14 protein-coding genes are annotated in these 17,145 nt (G+C 52.0%); 6 read left to right on the top strand and 8 right to left on the bottom strand.

The genetic code is table 11. The features are described 5' to 3' along the window. Nucleotides 1-477 precede the first annotated feature (477 nt). Together ACJJI3_RS12135 and ACJJI3_RS12140 are read left to right on the top strand one after the other, a co-directional pair. The gene (locus ACJJI3_RS12135; RefSeq protein ID WP_444939870.1) at nt 478-1,653 is read left to right on the top strand and encodes an acyl-CoA desaturase; all 1,176 of its coding nucleotides are present in this window, start codon (nt 478-480) and stop codon (nt 1,651-1,653) included. 34 nt (nt 1,654-1,687) lie between these two features. Beyond that, entirely contained in the window at nt 1,688-1,990 is a 303-nt protein-coding gene (locus ACJJI3_RS12140; RefSeq protein ID WP_444939871.1) for a hypothetical protein, read from the top strand. A 59-nt stretch (nt 1,991-2,049) separates the two neighbouring features. On the opposite strand, the gene ACJJI3_RS12145 is transcribed toward ACJJI3_RS12140, so the two are convergent. From ACJJI3_RS12145 to ACJJI3_RS12170, 6 genes are all read right to left on the bottom strand, one after another. Continuing rightward, nucleotides 2,050-3,045 (bottom strand): alpha-L-glutamate ligase-like protein, encoded by a 996-nt coding sequence (locus ACJJI3_RS12145; RefSeq protein ID WP_444939872.1) that lies wholly within the window; start codon nt 3,043-3,045, stop codon nt 2,050-2,052. Between the two features lie 8 nt (nt 3,046-3,053). Beyond that, nucleotides 3,054-4,586: an inactive transglutaminase family protein gene (locus tag ACJJI3_RS12150; protein ID WP_108731979.1), complete on the bottom strand. Its 1,533-nt coding sequence runs from the start codon at nt 4,584-4,586 to the stop codon at nt 3,054-3,056. Between the two features lie 55 nt (nt 4,587-4,641). Continuing rightward, nucleotides 4,642-5,325: an ATP-dependent zinc protease family protein gene (locus ACJJI3_RS12155; RefSeq protein ID WP_413664553.1), complete on the bottom strand. Its 684-nt coding sequence runs from the start codon at nt 5,323-5,325 to the stop codon at nt 4,642-4,644. Between the two features lie 232 nt (nt 5,326-5,557). Beyond that, nucleotides 5,558-5,881, bottom strand: coding sequence for a YqcC family protein (locus tag ACJJI3_RS12160; protein ID WP_282934088.1), 324 nt, complete (start codon nt 5,879-5,881; stop codon nt 5,558-5,560). 91 nt (nt 5,882-5,972) lie between these two features. Further along, nucleotides 5,973-8,108 (bottom strand): ATP-dependent DNA helicase DinG, encoded by a 2,136-nt coding sequence (dinG, locus tag ACJJI3_RS12165; protein WP_444939873.1) that lies wholly within the window; start codon nt 8,106-8,108, stop codon nt 5,973-5,975. Nucleotides 8,109-8,200: 92 nt separating this feature from the next. Further along, complete coding sequence (locus ACJJI3_RS12170) at nt 8,201-9,370, bottom strand: 1-acyl-sn-glycerol-3-phosphate acyltransferase (RefSeq protein ID WP_444939874.1); 1,170 nt, start codon at nt 9,368-9,370, stop codon at nt 8,201-8,203. A gap of 312 nt (nt 9,371-9,682) precedes the next feature. Here ACJJI3_RS12170 and nhaC point away from each other — a divergent pair, with 312 nt between their 5' ends. From nhaC to pgi, 4 genes are all read left to right on the top strand, one after another. Next, nucleotides 9,683-11,149, top strand: coding sequence for a Na+/H+ antiporter NhaC (gene nhaC, locus ACJJI3_RS12175; RefSeq protein ID WP_444942554.1), 1,467 nt, complete (start codon nt 9,683-9,685; stop codon nt 11,147-11,149). Nucleotides 11,150-11,168: 19 nt separating this feature from the next. Then, complete coding sequence (locus ACJJI3_RS12180; protein ID WP_444939875.1) at nt 11,169-12,215, top strand: DUF3549 family protein; 1,047 nt, start codon at nt 11,169-11,171, stop codon at nt 12,213-12,215. Between the two features lie 464 nt (nt 12,216-12,679). After that, the gene (locus ACJJI3_RS12185) at nt 12,680-12,874 is read left to right on the top strand and encodes a hypothetical protein (RefSeq protein WP_157533369.1); all 195 of its coding nucleotides are present in this window, start codon (nt 12,680-12,682) and stop codon (nt 12,872-12,874) included. Between the two features lie 320 nt (nt 12,875-13,194). Beyond that, nucleotides 13,195-14,820: a glucose-6-phosphate isomerase gene (gene pgi, locus ACJJI3_RS12190; protein WP_444939876.1), complete on the top strand. Its 1,626-nt coding sequence runs from the start codon at nt 13,195-13,197 to the stop codon at nt 14,818-14,820. Nucleotides 14,821-14,882: 62 nt separating this feature from the next. Here the strand turns inward: pgi and ACJJI3_RS12195 are convergent, their stop codons facing one another. Next, nucleotides 14,883-15,647 carry a slipin family protein gene (locus tag ACJJI3_RS12195; protein ID WP_444892894.1) on the bottom strand — a complete coding sequence of 255 codons (765 nt, stop codon included), beginning with the start codon at nt 15,645-15,647 and terminating at the stop codon, nt 14,883-14,885. Nucleotides 15,648-15,710: 63 nt separating this feature from the next. After that, entirely contained in the window at nt 15,711-17,117 is a 1,407-nt protein-coding gene (locus ACJJI3_RS12200) for an NfeD family protein (RefSeq protein ID WP_444939877.1), read from the bottom strand. Nucleotides 17,118-17,145: the final 28 nt, after the last annotated feature.

Genomic DNA, 17,145 nt, shown 5'->3' on the forward strand with positions numbered 1-17,145 from the left:
ACCATAAACTAAAGCATTATGAGCTTTGCGCAAAGTGCGGACAAAAAAAAGGCCCCGCAAAGCGGGGCCGTAATCAGCGATGATGAGAGAAAACGGGAAGTCACCCAGTGTTAATGGTTTGCCATAACCCTAAGAAACTCTCCCGAAATGCGGAACCTTCGCCCCGCATGATTACCAATGCAACCCTTATGCCAACTTTATAAACAGTAAGATTCGTGAAGCTCCACACCGACTATTTCTATGCCTTGGGAAAAATGAACCAGCAAGAGACCCTTTTTTCGTTTTTTGCACCAAAAAATGGCAGAGCCACCTCATGCCACCTAGGTTTGCAGGAGTGGCCATCCACTCCGATGACTTTGTGCCACAATTTTCTAAAGGAATAGCTCCTAGCTTGAGCAGGGAACTGGCAAATATAAACTCCCTCCCTCCTTGACTCCACAATACCTCTCGGAGCCTCTGCTATAACCGGATCAAAAGATGAACAAGGCCACAACTGTACGTAAACGTTTTTGGATTCCCACTATTCTCTTTGCCTCTACAGGCTTCCTCGCTATCACGGCAGTCCCTCTGTATGGAATTATTTACGGATATCATTGGCATCAATGGATCGCCTTTCTCATAATCACTTTTATTTGTGGATTAGCGATTTCTGCAGGCAATCATCGACTCTGGACACACAGGACTTATGAAGCCCACTGGATCTTACGACTATTATTTTCGTTGTTTAGTGCGGCAACCCTGCAAAACACGACATTGAATTGGTGCTCTGAACATCGCCGCCATCATCGCTATACCGATGACAATGACCGAGACCCACACTCTTCTGCGCGAGGGTTTTGGCACTCCCATCTCGACTGGATGATGCACGAATACCCGTCAAATAAAACAGACCACAGCAATGTTCCCGACCTTAAACAAGATAAAATTGTTATGTGGCAACACAAAAATTACCTTCCAATAGCCCTGGGGATGAATTTTAGTATTTGCCTACTGCTCGGACTTATTACCGGGGACATTATTGCCATGTTCCTACTCGCTGGAGTTTTACGCATTGTAGTGAACCATCACTCAGCCTTCGCCTTAAATTCAATCGGACATTATTGGGGAGGAAAAAGTTATAGAAGCGACATATCTGCGTGTGATAATCCACTTATAAATATTTTTTGCTTCGGTGAGGGCTATCACAACTATCATCACGCTTTCCATTACGACTATCGAAATGGCGTTAGATGGCACAATTATGACCCCACCAAATGGCTGATTAAAGCTCTGAGCTGGTTGGGAGCCACTCAAAAACTAAAGAGAGCCCCGGACCGCAAAATAGAGGCGGCCTTACTAGAAGTTGAGTTCGAACACACTCAGAAAAAACTGCAAAAAAAAGACAACGATCCTAGTCGAATCGAAATATTAAAGAAAGAGTGGAAGCTATTTTTTAACACAATCAAAAAGTGGCGAGAAGTAGATGTAAAAATTTCCACCCTAAACAAGGTTGAACCCAAACCAGCCAATGAAATCAACTCCCTCAATGCACAAGTTAAAGAATTTAAACTGAGCTTGAAGGCGCAAAAAAAACGACTCAGAGCAATGCTAAAAGAGTCTGATAAACAGTCTTCATTAAGCAGTAAAATAAACACCCAGGAAAACGTCACATAAGAAGCAGCGGGCCCACCACCATAAAGTAATAGCCATGGAGACCCTGAATAGATCCGTGATACCTCCCCCTGGCTTGTTTGAAAAGATCAAAGACAAAGGGAGCTGGCAAGAGATCCTGGACAGTGAGATTTGCGAATTCGCCAAGTTATTGAAGAAGTGGAAATCTCTTCAATTTTTACGCCATGGAGAAAAATATGGACAGCCACCCAGCGAGTGGGAACTCACTTCGATCCAAACGAAAATCCAAGAACTTGAATATGGACTAAAAATGCAAGGAAAGCGGCTAAAAACTCTAATTGAAAAAATTCGACCAATCAAAGGGGCGGCCACCCCCTAACCAGGCAATAAGTATTGCTTTGCAAGATAATAAAATCGATAAACTATTAGCGGACTTTCTTAGTCGCTGGCAAATTTGCGCATGGAAAATGCCACCCGTTCATCCACATTTTTCCTGAACATTTCTTCATCAAATTTTTCGATAAAGCTCAAACGCTCACGCAAGCCAACACCGTTGGCAATCTGGATTGCCAACCCTGGACGCGCATTGGCCTCCAGTAGGAGAGGACCGCGCTCGCGATCCAGCACAATGTCACAACCTAGATAACCCAGGTCAGTCATTTCATAACAACTGGCCGCCAAGCGGACCAGCTCGTACCAACCTGGCACCTGCAGTGCATCGAAAGGCACTTCAGTATCCGGGTGCTGGTCAATTCGCAACCCGCGCATTACCGCATGACAACTTTTGCCCGTGGCCAGGTCAATACCAACACCTACAGCGCCCTGGTGCAAATTGGCTTTACCATCTGAGGCGTGGGTTGAGCAGCGCAGCATGGCCATCACCGGATAACCGCGAAAAACAATAACCCGCACATCAGGCACACCCTCAACAGAGTAGCGATCGAAGACCGGGTCAAAGTCCACCAGGGCCTCCACCATCACCCTGTCGGGTTTGCCACCGAGACTGTAGAGGCCGCTGTGAATATTGCTCACGTGCCGCAAGATATCCAGCGCATCAATTTCAGCACCGGATATCTTTTTATATTTGTCACCATTGCGACCGGCAATAACGAGGATACCTTTACCACCCGAGCCCCGTGCCGGCTTGATAACAAACTGCCATAGAGGGTCAATCACCTCCATAACTCGCTTGCGGCTGGCAGGGCTTTCAAATGCCTCGATCAACTCGGGCACAGGAATTCCCGCTTTTTTAGCCGCGCGCTTAGTGTTTAGCTTGTCGTCGACGATGGGATATTTTTTGCGGTCGTTATAGCGCGCAATATAGTCAATATTACGCGCGTTCATCCCTAACACCCCCATGCGGCGCAGGGTCAGCGGAGATACCACTCCGCCGCGAACTTTATTGAAGATATGCTTAACTGAAAACTGCAGCATAACGCCCCCTAGCGAACCAGCGGACGGAAACGCATCAACTCACTGAGTCGATATCCGGTGTAGTTGCCCACCACCAGAATAAAGGCCAGCAATACCAACAGTAACTCGGGGAAGTTGAACGTCCAATGCTCAATATAGCGGTTGGTCATTACCCACCAAGCCAGTATCGCCACTAATAAGCTACCCCCGGACTGCACCACCACTTCGTAGGGACCATCCTCCTCCCACACAATCGACATACGCTCGATAGTCCAGGCAAGGATAATCATCGGGAAGAATGTCACTGTGAGAGCCTGCTCAATGCCCAGCTTATAGCTGACCACACTGATCGCCCCCATTATTATCACCACCGTCACCACGACGGCGGCAATCCTCGACACCAATAGCAAATTGAGCCTACTGAGATAGAACCTCACCCAAAGGCCGAGGATCAGGATCAAGGTAAAAATAGCTAAACCGGTAATCAGCTGGGTTTCGATAAAGGCAATTGCCAGCAGTACCGGCATAAAGGTACCGGAGGTGCGCAGGCCCACAAATACACGCAGCAGCACCACCACCAGGGCCCCCACAGGGACCAGCAGGATCAGCTTGAAAATACTCTGCTGCTCAATGGGCAAACTGTAGATCGAGAAATCCACCAGCGCATCTTTCTCATCCTTGGTGCTGCGCATAGAGACATCGCGAGCTGGGACATCATTGGCAATCACAGAGAAAGTCACTTGAGAGTTACGACCGCCCTCAAGATCCAAAAGACTCTTGCCACCGCGCTGCCAAATAAAGAAATTTTCCGGCACACCAGGCTGGCCACTGCTGGGTTCAAACACGATCCAACGCTTGCCATCATAGACTTCGAGCAGATCTTCTGGAGATAGTCGACGTCGATCATCCTCCAGGTAGAGACCGCGAATACGGTGGGCGGGGATATCGGCTGTCGCCAGTACAAGCAAGGCGACATCCACAAAAGAGCGGTCGGCGTAATGGCGGAAGATCAGGTTGCGATCCTGATTCTCATCGTCATTCAATTCGAATAGTAACTGGGTAGTTAGAGATTCCACATCGGAAGAGCGCTCACGGGCCTGCTCAACCAGGGAGTAAATCGCCAAGCGCACCGCTTCTTGCTCACGGGCCCCCAGGAAGGGTTTTTGTATCTCAGTGCTCAGATCCAGAGGCTGCGCCAGCGCAGCACCGGGACGCTGGTAGACATCCAGCTGATAGAAGAGAGATTGGGGGCCTCTTGCGGCCCGGCGAGACCAAATGGCCCGATAGGCATCATCTTCTCTCGCGATATAGAAACCAAAACCGGAGGAGCTGAAGGTCTCCCCCAGTATTTCCATATTGCGCTGTTCGCGCGGGAGGGTCAGTGCAGCCTTTACCGGACCGCCATCGGCATCAAAGCCCACTTTTGCTTCGATGGTCCACACGGTGCGGTACTCACCCGGCAACAGCGGAAAACCCAACTCAAGGTTTTTATAGGCGGTCAGGCCTGCTCCTACCAATGCGAGTAACGCCGCAATTACATAAACTTGGACACGCGGCGACATTCGCCATTCCCCGTAACTCTGAGGTCCCAATTAGGAACCCAATTGGATAACTGGCCTATTTAACCCCGTCTATTTGGGGTTGGCCCTGGACATTGCGCCGGCTCACATCGACAACAGCGGCATCTTTGAGGAAGTTGCGTCCCAGCAGCATCAATAGATCAGAGCCGCCCTCATCGGTCAGGTTAACTTCGACTTGGTGGGTTATACGCCCAACGGTCAGGTTAAGCTCCACTACCGGCCTGCGCTGATTATCAAAGCCCAGGCGCTCCACTCGAACATGGCGTTTTATCGGCAGCTCTACCGAAACCGGGTCCATTTTGCTCGACTGAACAATCTGGAACCTGATCCAGTCCCTGCCATCCCGCTCGAACGGAGTCAGCTTCCTAACCCGCAGTGTGGAAGTGGGTGAACCTGTATCGACAACGGATTCCAGAATCAGGCCGGGAGGCTCTATGGCCACTTCTTCTACCGATCCCAAAACCAACTTATCTTTGGCAACGGGCACTTCGACCACTTTTTCTACAGTTCGTTCGATTACCCGCTCAACAACCTTCACTTCCGGTTCCGCACAAATCACTTCCGCAGGCTCTGGGCACTGCATTGCAGAATCTGGTGATTCTACCGGTGGTGCAACTTCCGCTGGTTGAGCGGCCCTGTCCCGCCCCGGATACATCAGTGACTCACAACCGGCGAGCACCGAAAGCGTCAACATTAACCACAGAAGGGAAAATCTCTGCATACCGACCAATTACCTCAAGCCCCATTAGCAATGCCATTCGGACCGCTACAAACGCGCGGTGTTCGCTTATCTGACGGAGAAATTGCTCCCCGCCTCAGGCAAAAGGTCGATATTAGCTCATGAGCGCGGCCACTGCACAGCGATGTCCGCCGAGTCGCGGGACTCAACACTAACAATGTGACATGCCGCCCAGAGTGATTGAGAGCACTGGGCTCAGGGAATCAGAAGCTGGTTAGCCCTGCTGCAGGCGCTGGTCGATAGTTTCCAAAATAGCCAGCAGTGCCGCAGCATCATCCCGCCCCTTGAAGAACTCCTCGGCAACCGGAGCAATACCACACTGGCCCGGCAGGGGCATCTCCCCTTCAATCAGGACCTGCATACGCGGCAAAAAAATAAATTGAAGCCACTGGGGCAAGGTCAAAGTATCCACACAAAATGGCTCGGTGCTGGCCAGGGCTTCTGCAGGCGGCGCATTATCCTGCCAAACCTGCAGGCTGCGCAGTTCGGATTCAAGGAACAGGAGCTGATCAGCGATTTCAGAATAAATAGGTTGCATAACTCATAGAACCTTCACATTTACAGCCGTGATAATACGCAATAGCCACCTGCCCAATCTGAGTAACAGCGCAAATACGACCAAAGATTTTCTAAATTTTTCGATTAAAAGGCGGCAGTGAATTGAGTATTGCCTGACCATAGCGACGGGTAACCACCCGGCGATCCAGCAAAGTGACTGTGCCGCTGTCCCCTTCTGCCCGCAGTAAGCGCCCGCAGGCCTGCACCAATTTTAGGGCTGCATCCGGCACTGTGATTTGCATAAATGGATTGCCGCCCTTAGCTTCAATCCACTCCGCCAGCGCCGCCTCAATCGGATCATCGGGCACCGCGAAAGGCAGTTTCGCAATAACCACGTGGCGGCAGTAGTCACCAGGCAAGTCCAATCCCTCGGCAAAACTTGCAAGCCCGAACAGGATACTGCTGCCACCGCCATCGATAATCTCACGGTGGCTATCCAGCAACTGCTGGCGGGATTGCTGCCCCTGCATCAGGATTCGGTTGCGCCAGGTACCAGGGAGCGCCTCGTAAACCGTCTCCATCTGGCGCCGGGAGGAAAACAGTACCAGAGCGCCACCCTCCCCTTTCAGCAGGTCTGGCAACGCATCGATAATGGCGTCTGTGTGTTGCTCTGCATTGCCCGCATCCACAGCTTCCGGGGGCACTTGCAGTGTTGCACGGGAAAAGTCGAAAGGACTCGGCACCACCTGATAACTGGCATTGTCCGGAGTACCGGCACGCATTTGCAAACGATCAAATTTCCCCAAAGCTGTGAGTGTGGCCGAAGTCAGTACCGCGCCGTAACAGCGGCGCCACAAGCTGTACTCCAGGGTTTTGCCTGCAAGTATCGGTGAGCTGCAAACCTCAAAATCTGTGGAGCCGCCCCAGTCCACCAGGGTGACCCAGCGCGCCTGGGGCAATGCGCCATCAGCATCGGCACGGGCGTAATTCGCCCACAACAGAAGATTGGCCTCTGCGCGCCCATGCCAACTGCCCAACTGGGGGTACCAGCGCTCCAAATCTGCCAGGGGTACCGGCGAGTGGCCGTCATCCATCATGCGTTGGGCGGTCTGCAACATCTTGCTGAGCAGGCTTTCCAACTCATCAAAGTCTTCCCGCAGCTTTTCCGCCAGCTGCGACATGGAATCGGGGATTACCCCACCTTCAAAGCGATGGCGGATGGTATTGCCCCGCTCATCTTCAAATTCACACAGCTCTTCAATCAGCGGCCACATCTGCTCCAACCCCTGCTTGGCAGAGGTGAGAACCGCCGGCAGCTGCTCGCCGCAGCGGTCGATCTGGGCGCCGTCACCAATCTCACCCAGCATCTGCCCCAGGGCCTTATTGGTTTGATCCAACCAACCGGTGGAAGCCCCTACGCGACTGTGGTGAGAGAAATGATTGAGAGCCTTTTCCGGTAGATGGTGGGCTTCATCAAGTACATAAATAGTCTCTTCCGGGGGTGGAAGAATCGCGCCGCCACCCAGGGCCAGGTCCGCCAGCAACAGGTCGTGGTTGGCAACTATCACCTGTGTCTTGCCCAGGCTCTCTCGCGCTCGGAAGAAGCTGCAATTGGTGACATGAGGGCAGCGGCGGCCACTGCACTGGCGGTGGTCAGTGGTAACCCGACTCCAATCATCCGTCTCGATCGTATCCGGCCAGTTATCCCGATCGCCATCCCAGGTACCCGATGTCAGGCTATCCGTCATCTTCTGGTAGAGAGCGACACTCTCCGCTTCCACCTGCGGGAGTTCATCTTCATAGAGACCAAGGGAAAGGCCGGTGCCGGAGGCAGAAAAGCTGGACAAGAGTTGGTCCAACTTGGATAGGCAGAGATAGCGGCCACGGCCCTTCGCCAGGGCAAACTCAAATTTGAGCCCGCTGTGACGAGCAACTTCTGGCAGGTCCTTGTGGATAATCTGTTCCTGCAGGGCCACAGTGGCGGTGGATATCACCAGCGTCTTGTCCTGGGCCTGGGCCAGGGGAATAGAGGCGAGAAGGTAAGCAACGGTTTTACCGGTACCCGTACCCGCTTCAACTACACAGATATGCTCGCCATCAGTCTTGTCGCTATCGCGCTCACCACTGGCATTCTGGGTGATGGAACCCAGGGATCGGGCAATGGCGGCTACCATCAGCTTCTGCCCATAGCGGGCTTTCAGCCCTCGACCGGACAGGAATTGGCTATAGGCGCCCTGAATGGCGCTTTTGTGTTTTTCGTTGAGCACGGGGGTGAGGTCTATTCGCTAAGTGGCTGGCGCAGGGGGCGCTATTATCCACTAAGCGCCCTCTCCCCACCAGCTTCTGAACTCAGCGGGCCTTACTCATAGGCGAGGCGAGATACCACGGGGTTGGCGTAGGCCTGAATAGCCTTGTCGCGCCAGCGCTCATCGACCCGAGCCATGCGCGCTTCAAACTTCTCCCGCTCTTCTTTATGTGCAGCAGGGTCCCAGGCTTTAGCCGGATATCCCACCGGTAATTGGAGAACCTCACCGTAAACCATCTCGTAGGCAATCATATTGGATGGATGCAATGTGTAGTTGCCGATAACTTGGCGATCTATTTCTTCAGCCAGGCTGTTTACATCGTTAAAATCACCTTCAATCGGCGTGCCGAAGGCGGCATGTACACGGCCTTTGTGACCGACAATGCCCTTACCAATCGACGCCAAGTCCTCGTTCTTACCCTTCTTGTACTCGTCCTTGTGCTCGGTAACGTAAATTTCCTTGGCCTTCTGTGCATCACAGGGGTCCCATTCGTAGGAAATAGACACCGGAACAATGTGCAACTTGCGCCAAAAATTGGCAAAGGGGGTTTCCCGGTCCTTAGTCATGGCGAACATGGCGCAGAGTGCTGGATTGGTGCGATCCAGGCCATCTTTGGCGCGCCCGGAACGCTGTGCGATCCACACATGCTCGTTATCGTTGACGATGGAGTGATAGATGTAATTGGACAACTGGGTTGCTGCCTGCAGCTTTTCCCGACGACTGCCAGAGCTGCGCACCACGGTGAAGCACTTGTTCAACTTCATCAAGTCGCTGGCAAACTGCTTGCTCAGCAGGTTGTCTCCAATCGCAATGCGGGAGGTCTCATGCCCTTCGCGAAACATCGCCTGAATCATCAGCGCCGGGTCCATAGCGATGTCGCGGTGATTGCTGACAAACAGGCAGGCGCGATCCCTGGGCAGGGTGTCCAGACCAGAAATGCTCAGGCCGGAGGTGGTGCGCTTGATCACCTTCTCCATATATTTGCCGACAATCTCTTGAAGATCCCGCACATTGCGAACATTGCGCAGTTCAAAGCGCAGAAACTGACGTACCAGCCAGGCGACGGCGCCCTCCAGCTGAGCCAGTTTGGGGACAAGGAAATGCGCCGCTGCGTGGGACATTTCCGGGTCGGCAATTAGCCTTTTGATAACCTCGCGCACTTCATCATCGCGATAGGGGCGCATATCCTCGAATTGAGAGGGGTCTAACTCACTTGCTCTCATGAAATACTACCTGTCGGGCCTGCCTCAGACGGCCCGCACTTATTTATTTTGCGGCTGGATCAGCCGGGACTACTGGGCGCAGAACATACCGGAAGCGTCGACGAACTGCCAGCACTGGACCCGACCAGATAGTTGACCGCAGTGATAAATCCGGTTTCGACGACCAAGTCAACGCCAAATACAGCGATGCCGCAATGATACAAAGTGGACTTCACCGCCCCAAGCTATGAGAATAAGGCTATTAACCGCCGCCGACGGCAAAACAACGATAACGAATACGGCGCTAGCCACGCAGTCAAGCAGGAGTTCACCTTGTCTCAATCCAACCCCAGCTCAGAGCCGCGCGCTCCCAGCTTAACGGACGCCCTGATCCCTCTCGGGATTCTCGTCGCCCTGTTGTCACTATCCGTATATTTCTACGGTGCAGACTCCTCCTACGGTCCCAATCAAATAGCGCTATTGCTCTGTGCCTGCGTTGTGGCCCTGATGGGGATGAAGAACGGACACAGCTGGAACGACATGGAAGGCGGGATGCTCCACGGCATTGGCCTGGTATTTGGCGCTATTCTGATCCTGCTGTCTGTAGGTGCACTTATCGGTAGCTGGATTCTGGCCGGCACAGTGCCTTCCATGATCTATTACGGCGTGCAGATTCTGTCACCACAGTGGTTCTACGCCGCCAGCTGTATTATTTGTGCCGTAGTAGGACTGAGTATTGGCTCCAGCTGGACTACAGCGGGCACCTTGGGTGTGGCACTGATGGGAATTGCCGGCGCGCTGGGCCTATCCCTTGAGGTCACCGCCGGAGCCGTAATCTCTGGCGCCTACTTCGGCGATAAGATGTCCCCGCTATCTGACACTACCAACGTGGCCGCAGCGGTAACATCCAATGATCTGTTTCAGCATATTCGTCATATGATGTCCACAGCGATCCCGGCCTTCGTGATCGCCCTGGCAGTTTTCGCTTTCCTGGGTTTTACCTCTGAAGCCAGTTCTGCCTCCGCAACTGATATCGAATTATTGCTCACCGCGCTTAGCAGCGAGTTCAAAATTTCCCTGGTTAGCTTGCTGCCTTTGGTCTTGCTGCTAGCAATGGCTTGGCGCAAAGTCCCCGCTTTCCCAACATTGATCATTGGCTCCCTGGTTGGCTGTGCCATCGCACTGATTTTCGAACCGGAAGCCGCCCGTCGCCTCGGTGGCGGTGAAGGTGCACTGGCCCCCCTGAAGGGCGCTTGGTACAGCCTATTCGATGGCTATAAGTCCACTTCCACCAACGAGAACGTGGCTGAACTGCTGTCGAAAGGCGGTATGAGCAGCATGCTCAACACCGTATGGCTGATCACCTCCGCCATGGCCTTCGGCGGCGCTATGGAGCGGGCCGGATTCCTACAGGTCATCGTCCAGGGAGTTTTATCACTGGTTAAAACAGTGGGCGGCCTGATCTCTGCTACCGTCCTAACCTGTTTTGGTATGAATGCCGCAGCTGGCGACCAATATATGGCAATTATTATTCCGGGCCGTATGTTCCGCGAAGCCTTTAAGGAAAAGGGGCTACACGGGCTTAACTTGTCCCGTACCCTCGAGGATTCCGGCACCATCACCTCTGTGCTTATTCCCTGGAATACTTGTGGCGCCTTTATGGCGGCAACCCTCAGTATCAGAACTATTGATTATCTCCCCTACGCCCTATTCAATATCCTCTGCCCTCTGTTGGCGATCGCCTATGGCTGGTTGCACTTCAAGCAGAAGCCTATTTCTGCAACGGCTACAGCATCTTAAGGAAATAGACAAAACCCCTATGAGTGAAAGCGGTACCCTAAACGCCCTGATCGAGCAGGCTGACTTCAAATTGCGCTGGTTCGATCTGGGCCGGCGCTTGCAGTCGGTTTCGAAATCCACTGCGGCATCCTTCGAAGCAGGTCTGGCTCTCTGGCCACACCCATACTTGCGCCAGGCCTGGACGGGCCTGCTGCTGCAACCAGCCGAAGGCGGTGAACCCATCGTCTGGTTCCTGCGCTTTCCGCTGGACGAGCAGGGCAAGCTGCAACTTCAAGCCCGAGATGGATTACTTCGCGCTCTGGCACAGGAACTCAAGCAGGGACCCGCTTCTGAATCTGCTGCGCAGCTGGACCAGCTGCTGCAGCAAAGTGGCTTGCTGTTTACCCCGTCAACTGAGCGGCAGGCAGCATTTCACTCCCAAACAGCGCTTCTGCTGGGCCGCCAGCCCAGCGAACATTACGAGCCTGTCCTGCGCTATTTTGGCGACCCGGAAAATCACCGCTGGGACAACCTTGCGCTGCAAGGGATTGCCGACTTGGCCGTGCGCTGGGAAAAAGAAAGCACTTTGCTAATGCGCCAGATTGGAAAAGTCGCGGCTCCGGTTTTTATTAACATTTGCCATTGCCTGGAAAACCAGCCGGTCGACCACCGTCTTGCAGCAGCCATTATTGAGCGAGCAGAGCAAGAACTGACCGCAAACACACCGGATATCTCGGTGGCCGCTGCTGCTATCAGGGGTATCTCTCACTCACCAGCCACAGGATTGCGACAGGCATTTATACAGTCACTTTTGGCTGAAGATGCCAGCAACCGGAATAAAGAAGTCCTGGCTGCAATAGGCAGTCGCTGCGTCCAAGATTTGGAAGGACAAGAATTGGCCGCACAGTGGGTTGGCAAGCTGGCCGATGCCGCTGACCAGCAGACTTTTAACTTATTGCTTTCCGATTTAATGTTCATTCCGGAAGTGCGAATCGCCCTATTGAGTGCTCTCCGTGACCCGGCAAGAAAAGAAAGTCTCGCAGTAGCCTTTGGCAATTTTTTGCACGGACCCAAACCGACACACTGAGGGCCTAAAGATAACGCCTCAGCTGGTGCTCCCTCCCCCATTAAAGCTACTTTCACGAGTGAGAATTTTTAACAGAAAAAACTCTTACTCGTGAAACCATTTTCTTTGCATCGCAAAAAAACTCCCCAATCCATCAAGCGGCATTGTCAGCAACAACAATAATTCTTAGAGCCCACCTCAAAACTGGCGCGATCGGTTTCAGCGTGTAGATTAAACAACCGAAATTCACCATAAAAAATGGTCGGCACAAACCACATTTTTCAAAAAACCCATTATTTAAGTAGTTTTTTAAAATAAATTGGCGCACCTTTTTTCATAACTTGATCATTGACAGACATTTAAACCCAACGCCTATTACACTCAAATAGGCGGTACCTTTGTAGAACAGATTTTACAAAGCTGACCAACAGGTGACGTTTTATTGGCTATGCTAATGGCTAACATCAACGGAAAGGAGTTAGGGGATGAATTTCACTCCAGCCAAGTACTTAATTGGAATTATCAGTGCACTGGTTCTTGCAGGTTGCTGTAGCCCTCCGGCACCTCCAGCTTACTGCCCACCCGGCGCTGAACAAATTCCTCTATCCATGGCTTGTCCTGCAGATGCCGACTGCTGGATGGCTTCCGACAGAGTGCGCTGCATGAAGGTGGTCAAGTAAAATCTTTTTCTTGCCCGACAGCGTGGTGATTCATACTAAATGAAGTTTTGACCAAATCACCGCTGACAGACACCCGATTTACAAAGCCTTATTTAGTATGGATCACCACAAAATGCCGCTCTAACGAGCGGCATTTGTCTTTCCCCACACAGTTCCTTATCTCGAAACATTCCCTGTAATAGACTGTGATGCCCGCGGCGCTGGCCCGGCAAAGAAAATGCCGTTAGCATTGCCGCCCAGAAATAATAAATAAAATTTGATTTGTGTACGTTTTAGCCAAGTGGCAATAAAAAGGCTCAGAAGAGAACAAACCGAATACCATGACTAGTGAAACCCTGGCTTTAAGCCGTGTAGCGGCAATCTCACGGTTGAAGTCCCATTTTGACCAACATAAGTGGTCCTTGAGAGAGCTGTTTGCAACGGATCCCCAAAGGACAGAAAAGTTCAGCTCAGACGCAGCCGGAATCTATCTGGATTACAGTAAAAACCACTTGCGTGAAGACACCCTTAAGTTGCTGTTGGAATATGCCGAAGAGCAGGGTCTGAACAACCAAATTACTGCGCTAGTGAACGGGGCCATTGTCAACAATACCGAACACCGCCCTGCCCTGCACACCGCACTGCGATTTCAGGGGCAACCGAAAACTGAACAAGAGCGCGCGGTAAAAGATTGCCGCGAGCAAATGAAACAGTTTGCCGAGTCGGTACACAACCATAGCTGGCGCAGCTTCTCAGATAAACCGATCCGCCATATCGTGAATATCGGTATCGGTGGTTCCGACCTGGGTCCGCGCATGGCGGTAGAGGCCCTCAGCCCTTGGCACAAAGACTCTATCGATGTGCACTTTGTATCAAATATCGATGGTGCAGACCTTAGTGATACCCTGGCAGGTATCGATGCGGAAGAAACCCTTTTTGTGATTGCTTCCAAATCCTTTTCCACTTTGGAAACCCGTGAAAATGCGCTGTCTGCACGTCGCTGGATATTGTCTGCCGGTTGCGATGAGTCACAGTTGGCCAAACACTTTGTTGCGGTGAGCAGTAATATTACTGCTGCTCAGGATTTCGGAATTGCTCCTGAGAATATTTTCCCAATGTGGGATTGGGTGGGTGGTCGCTACTCACTCTGGTCTGCAATCGGCCTGCCCATAGTTCTCGCTTGTGGCTATGAAGTTTTTGAACAGCTTCTGCAAGGCGCCAATGCAATGGACCAGCACTTCGCCACTGCTCCACTGGAATCCAATCTACCCGTACTGATGGCGTTGACCCAGTTCTGGTACCGCCAGTGCTGGAATACGACAAGCCACGTCGTGCTGCCCTACGCGCAGCGCCTGGCCCGATTCCCAGCCTGGTTACAGCAGCTGGATATGGAGAGCCTGGGTAAAAGTGTCGACAAGGACGGGCAGGCGCTGGGCTACCCCAGCGGCAGCGTTATCTGGGGCAGTGAAGGTACAAACGGCCAACACTCTTTCCACCAATTATTGCATCAGGGAACCGACCTTATTCCAGCAGACTTTATCGCGGTCAAGGAACCGACGTCTGAACTTCTTGAACAGCACCGCTGGCTGCAGGCCTGTTGTATTAGCCAGAGCCAGGCGCTACTGCGAGGCAAAAGCCTGCATGAGGCCCGCCAGGAGCTGGAAGAAGCTGGTCACACTCATCGTGAGGCCCACGCCCTGGCCCCACATAAAGTGATTCCTGGTAATCGCTCCAGCAACACCCTGATTCTGGAAAAGTTAGATCCTTTCCACCTGGGCTCGCTCCTGGCACTGTACGAGCACAAGGTCTACGTTGGCGGCTGTCTGCTGGGGATCAACCCCTTTGATCAGTGGGGCGTCGAACTTGGTAAGCAGTTGAGTTCAAAAATTCATAAGGCTGCCAAGGGTGAGATTCCTCAGGATGACTGGGATAGTTCAACCCGCAGCCTGATGAAAAAGCTGCTCTAAACTCTACAAAAAAGGCCGCACTAATTAGTGCGGCCTTTTTTTTATCTTTGTTAAGGGCATCGTTAACTGGATGCAGAGCCCCGCTTCAGCATTGGCTCAATTAGATCCAGAGGCAACGGAAATACAATTGTAGAGCTGTTATTTGCGCCGGCAATATCAATCATGGTTTGCATATAGCGCAAAGTAATCGCGTTGGCATTTTGCGATAATTGATTTGCTGCTTCAGTCAGCTTTAAAGCCGCCTGCGCCTCCCCCTCTGCGTGTATAACTTTAGCCCGCCGCGCGCGCTCCGCCTCTGCCTGCTGTGCGATAGCCCGCACCATACTTTCATCAAGATCGATATGTTTAATCTCTACATTAGTAACTTTTACACCCCAGGCATCTGTTTGCTCATCGAGTATTTTTTGGATATCCACATTAAGCTTGTCTCGCTCACATAACATCTCATCCAGCTCGTGCTTACCCAACACCGAACGCAATGTAGTTTGCGCTAACTGGCTTACAGCCTCGTGATAAAATTCCACATTAATAATTGCAGACTGTGGATTAATCACCCGGTAATAAACCACTGCGTTGACTTTAACTGAGACATTATCCCTGCTGATAACATCCTGGGTGGGTACGTCCATAACCACAGTGCGCAGATCCACGCGCTCCATAGTTTGAACAATGGGAATGATTATAATCAGTCCTGGCCCTTTCACTGTTTGGAAACGCCCCAGGAAAAATACCACCGCGCGCTCATACTCCCGCAAAATACGAATGGCATACATCAGCAGCAATATGAGTGCGACTACCAGTATCCCAAAAAAATAACTGAGCATCATTGGACTCTCCTTAATCCCACCTTAACTGTTGAGCGCTGTCATTAGCTCAATTGATTGCCCTGCCTATTCCACCTCTACCCGTAAAACCATACCGTGTTGGGCCACTACTCTAACTTTCTGACCCACCTCCAGAGGCTGGTTACAGGTCGCCTGCCAAATCTCTCCATCGAGATGTACCAAGATCTCTGCACCCTTAACTTCACTTACCACTGCAGAGCGTCCAACAAAAGCCTGGTCTGCCGGGACTTTCGGCTGGCGTAAACTGCGTCCAACAGCGGTCAACAACATCAATAAAAAGACACCACTTACACCGGCAATAGCCCCAATCAGCTGTTTGGAAACCTGCATTCCCGGCACATCACTATCAATAAGCATTACAGAGCCAATCACCAATGCAATAATTCCGCCGATCCCCAGGGCGCCGAAACTCGGCATGAAAACCTCTGCCACAATCAGCAATGCGCCAACAATAATTAATGCAAGACCAGCGTAATTAATCGGTAAAACTTGTAAGGCATAAAATGCCAGAAGCAGGCAGATAACACCAACAATCCCTGGAACAAAAGCACCGGGGCTATAACCCTCAAAAATAAGCCCATAAATACCCACCAATAACAAAATATAGGCCACTTGAGGATTGGTAATCAGGGCCAGCAACTCATTGCGCCAATCCGGCTCGTAACTTTCACTTTGCAACTCGGCAATATTTTCCGGAATCGTATAATCACCGGTATCGAGCAATACTTTTCGACCGGCAACCTGGCGCAATAAATCGTCATCATTATCCGCAACAATATCGATAACATTCATTTTTAACGCTTCCGGAGCTGTCAGGGTCGCTGCTTCGCGTACAGCTTTTTCCGCCCAGTCTGCATTGCGCCCATGGCGCTGTGCCAACCCTCGGATAAACGCGACAGAGTCATTAACGACTTTGCGCTCCATGGCCGTTCCCGCAAGCGGTTTTTCTTTTTCTTCATCCTCACCGTCTTCCGCCTTTTCTTTTTTCTCTTCCTCCTGCTTTCCTCCCGGCATAGGTGTGCCCTGAGGACCGCCAATCTGCACTGGAGTAGCCGCTCCCAAGGTGGTAGCAGGAGCCATAGCGGCGATCTGGCTGGCATAGAGAATATAAGTTCCCGCACTGGCGGCGCGCGCACCAGAGGGGTAAACGTAGGTGGCAATAGGGATTGGAGACGCAAGGATATGCTGGATGATATCCCGCGAGGCCGCATCCAACCCCCCAGGAGTGTCCAGGTGCAGAATCACCAACTCTGCGCCCTGGTCCGCAGCCTCCTGCGTAGCCCGCTTGAAATAATCAGTCGTCGCGGGACCTATGGCGCCATCAATTTTGAGTATGGCTACATGGGGAAAGGGCTCTTCCTGGGCGGCACTTTTGCACACAAAAAAGCTGAGCAGCAGCGCCAGGAAAACCAGGCTGCGAAAGAACAAAACGGGCGAATTCTGCTTCGACATGCATCCATCCCTGATGCGACATCTGGCT

It is taken from the genome of Microbulbifer maximicatervae (SeqCode), assembly GCF_052466985.1.

Coding starts and splice junctions, on each gene's coding strand:
- ACJJI3_RS12145 (WP_444939872.1), bottom strand. CDS start 3,045: ATGCTGCAGTTTTCAGTTAAGCATATCTTCAATAAAGTTCGCGGCGGA.
- ACJJI3_RS12160 (WP_282934088.1), bottom strand. CDS start 5,881: ATGCAACCTATTTATTCTGAAATCGCTGATCAGCTCCTGTTCCTTGAA.
- ACJJI3_RS12140 (WP_444939871.1), top strand. CDS start 1,688: ATGGAGACCCTGAATAGATCCGTGATACCTCCCCCTGGCTTGTTTGAA.
- pgi (WP_444939876.1), top strand. CDS start 13,195: ATGACTAGTGAAACCCTGGCTTTAAGCCGTGTAGCGGCAATCTCACGG.
- ACJJI3_RS12150 (WP_108731979.1), bottom strand. CDS start 4,586: ATGTCGCCGCGTGTCCAAGTTTATGTAATTGCGGCGTTACTCGCATTG.
- ACJJI3_RS12185 (WP_157533369.1), top strand. CDS start 12,680: ATGAATTTCACTCCAGCCAAGTACTTAATTGGAATTATCAGTGCACTG.
- ACJJI3_RS12170 (WP_444939874.1), bottom strand. CDS start 9,370: ATGAGAGCAAGTGAGTTAGACCCCTCTCAATTCGAGGATATGCGCCCC.
- ACJJI3_RS12135 (WP_444939870.1), top strand. CDS start 478: ATGAACAAGGCCACAACTGTACGTAAACGTTTTTGGATTCCCACTATT.
- ACJJI3_RS12155 (WP_413664553.1), bottom strand. CDS start 5,325: ATGCAGAGATTTTCCCTTCTGTGGTTAATGTTGACGCTTTCGGTGCTC.
- ACJJI3_RS12195 (WP_444892894.1), bottom strand. CDS start 15,647: ATGATGCTCAGTTATTTTTTTGGGATACTGGTAGTCGCACTCATATTG.
- ACJJI3_RS12200 (WP_444939877.1), bottom strand. CDS start 17,117: ATGTCGAAGCAGAATTCGCCCGTTTTGTTCTTTCGCAGCCTGGTTTTC.
- ACJJI3_RS12180 (WP_444939875.1), top strand. CDS start 11,169: ATGAGTGAAAGCGGTACCCTAAACGCCCTGATCGAGCAGGCTGACTTC.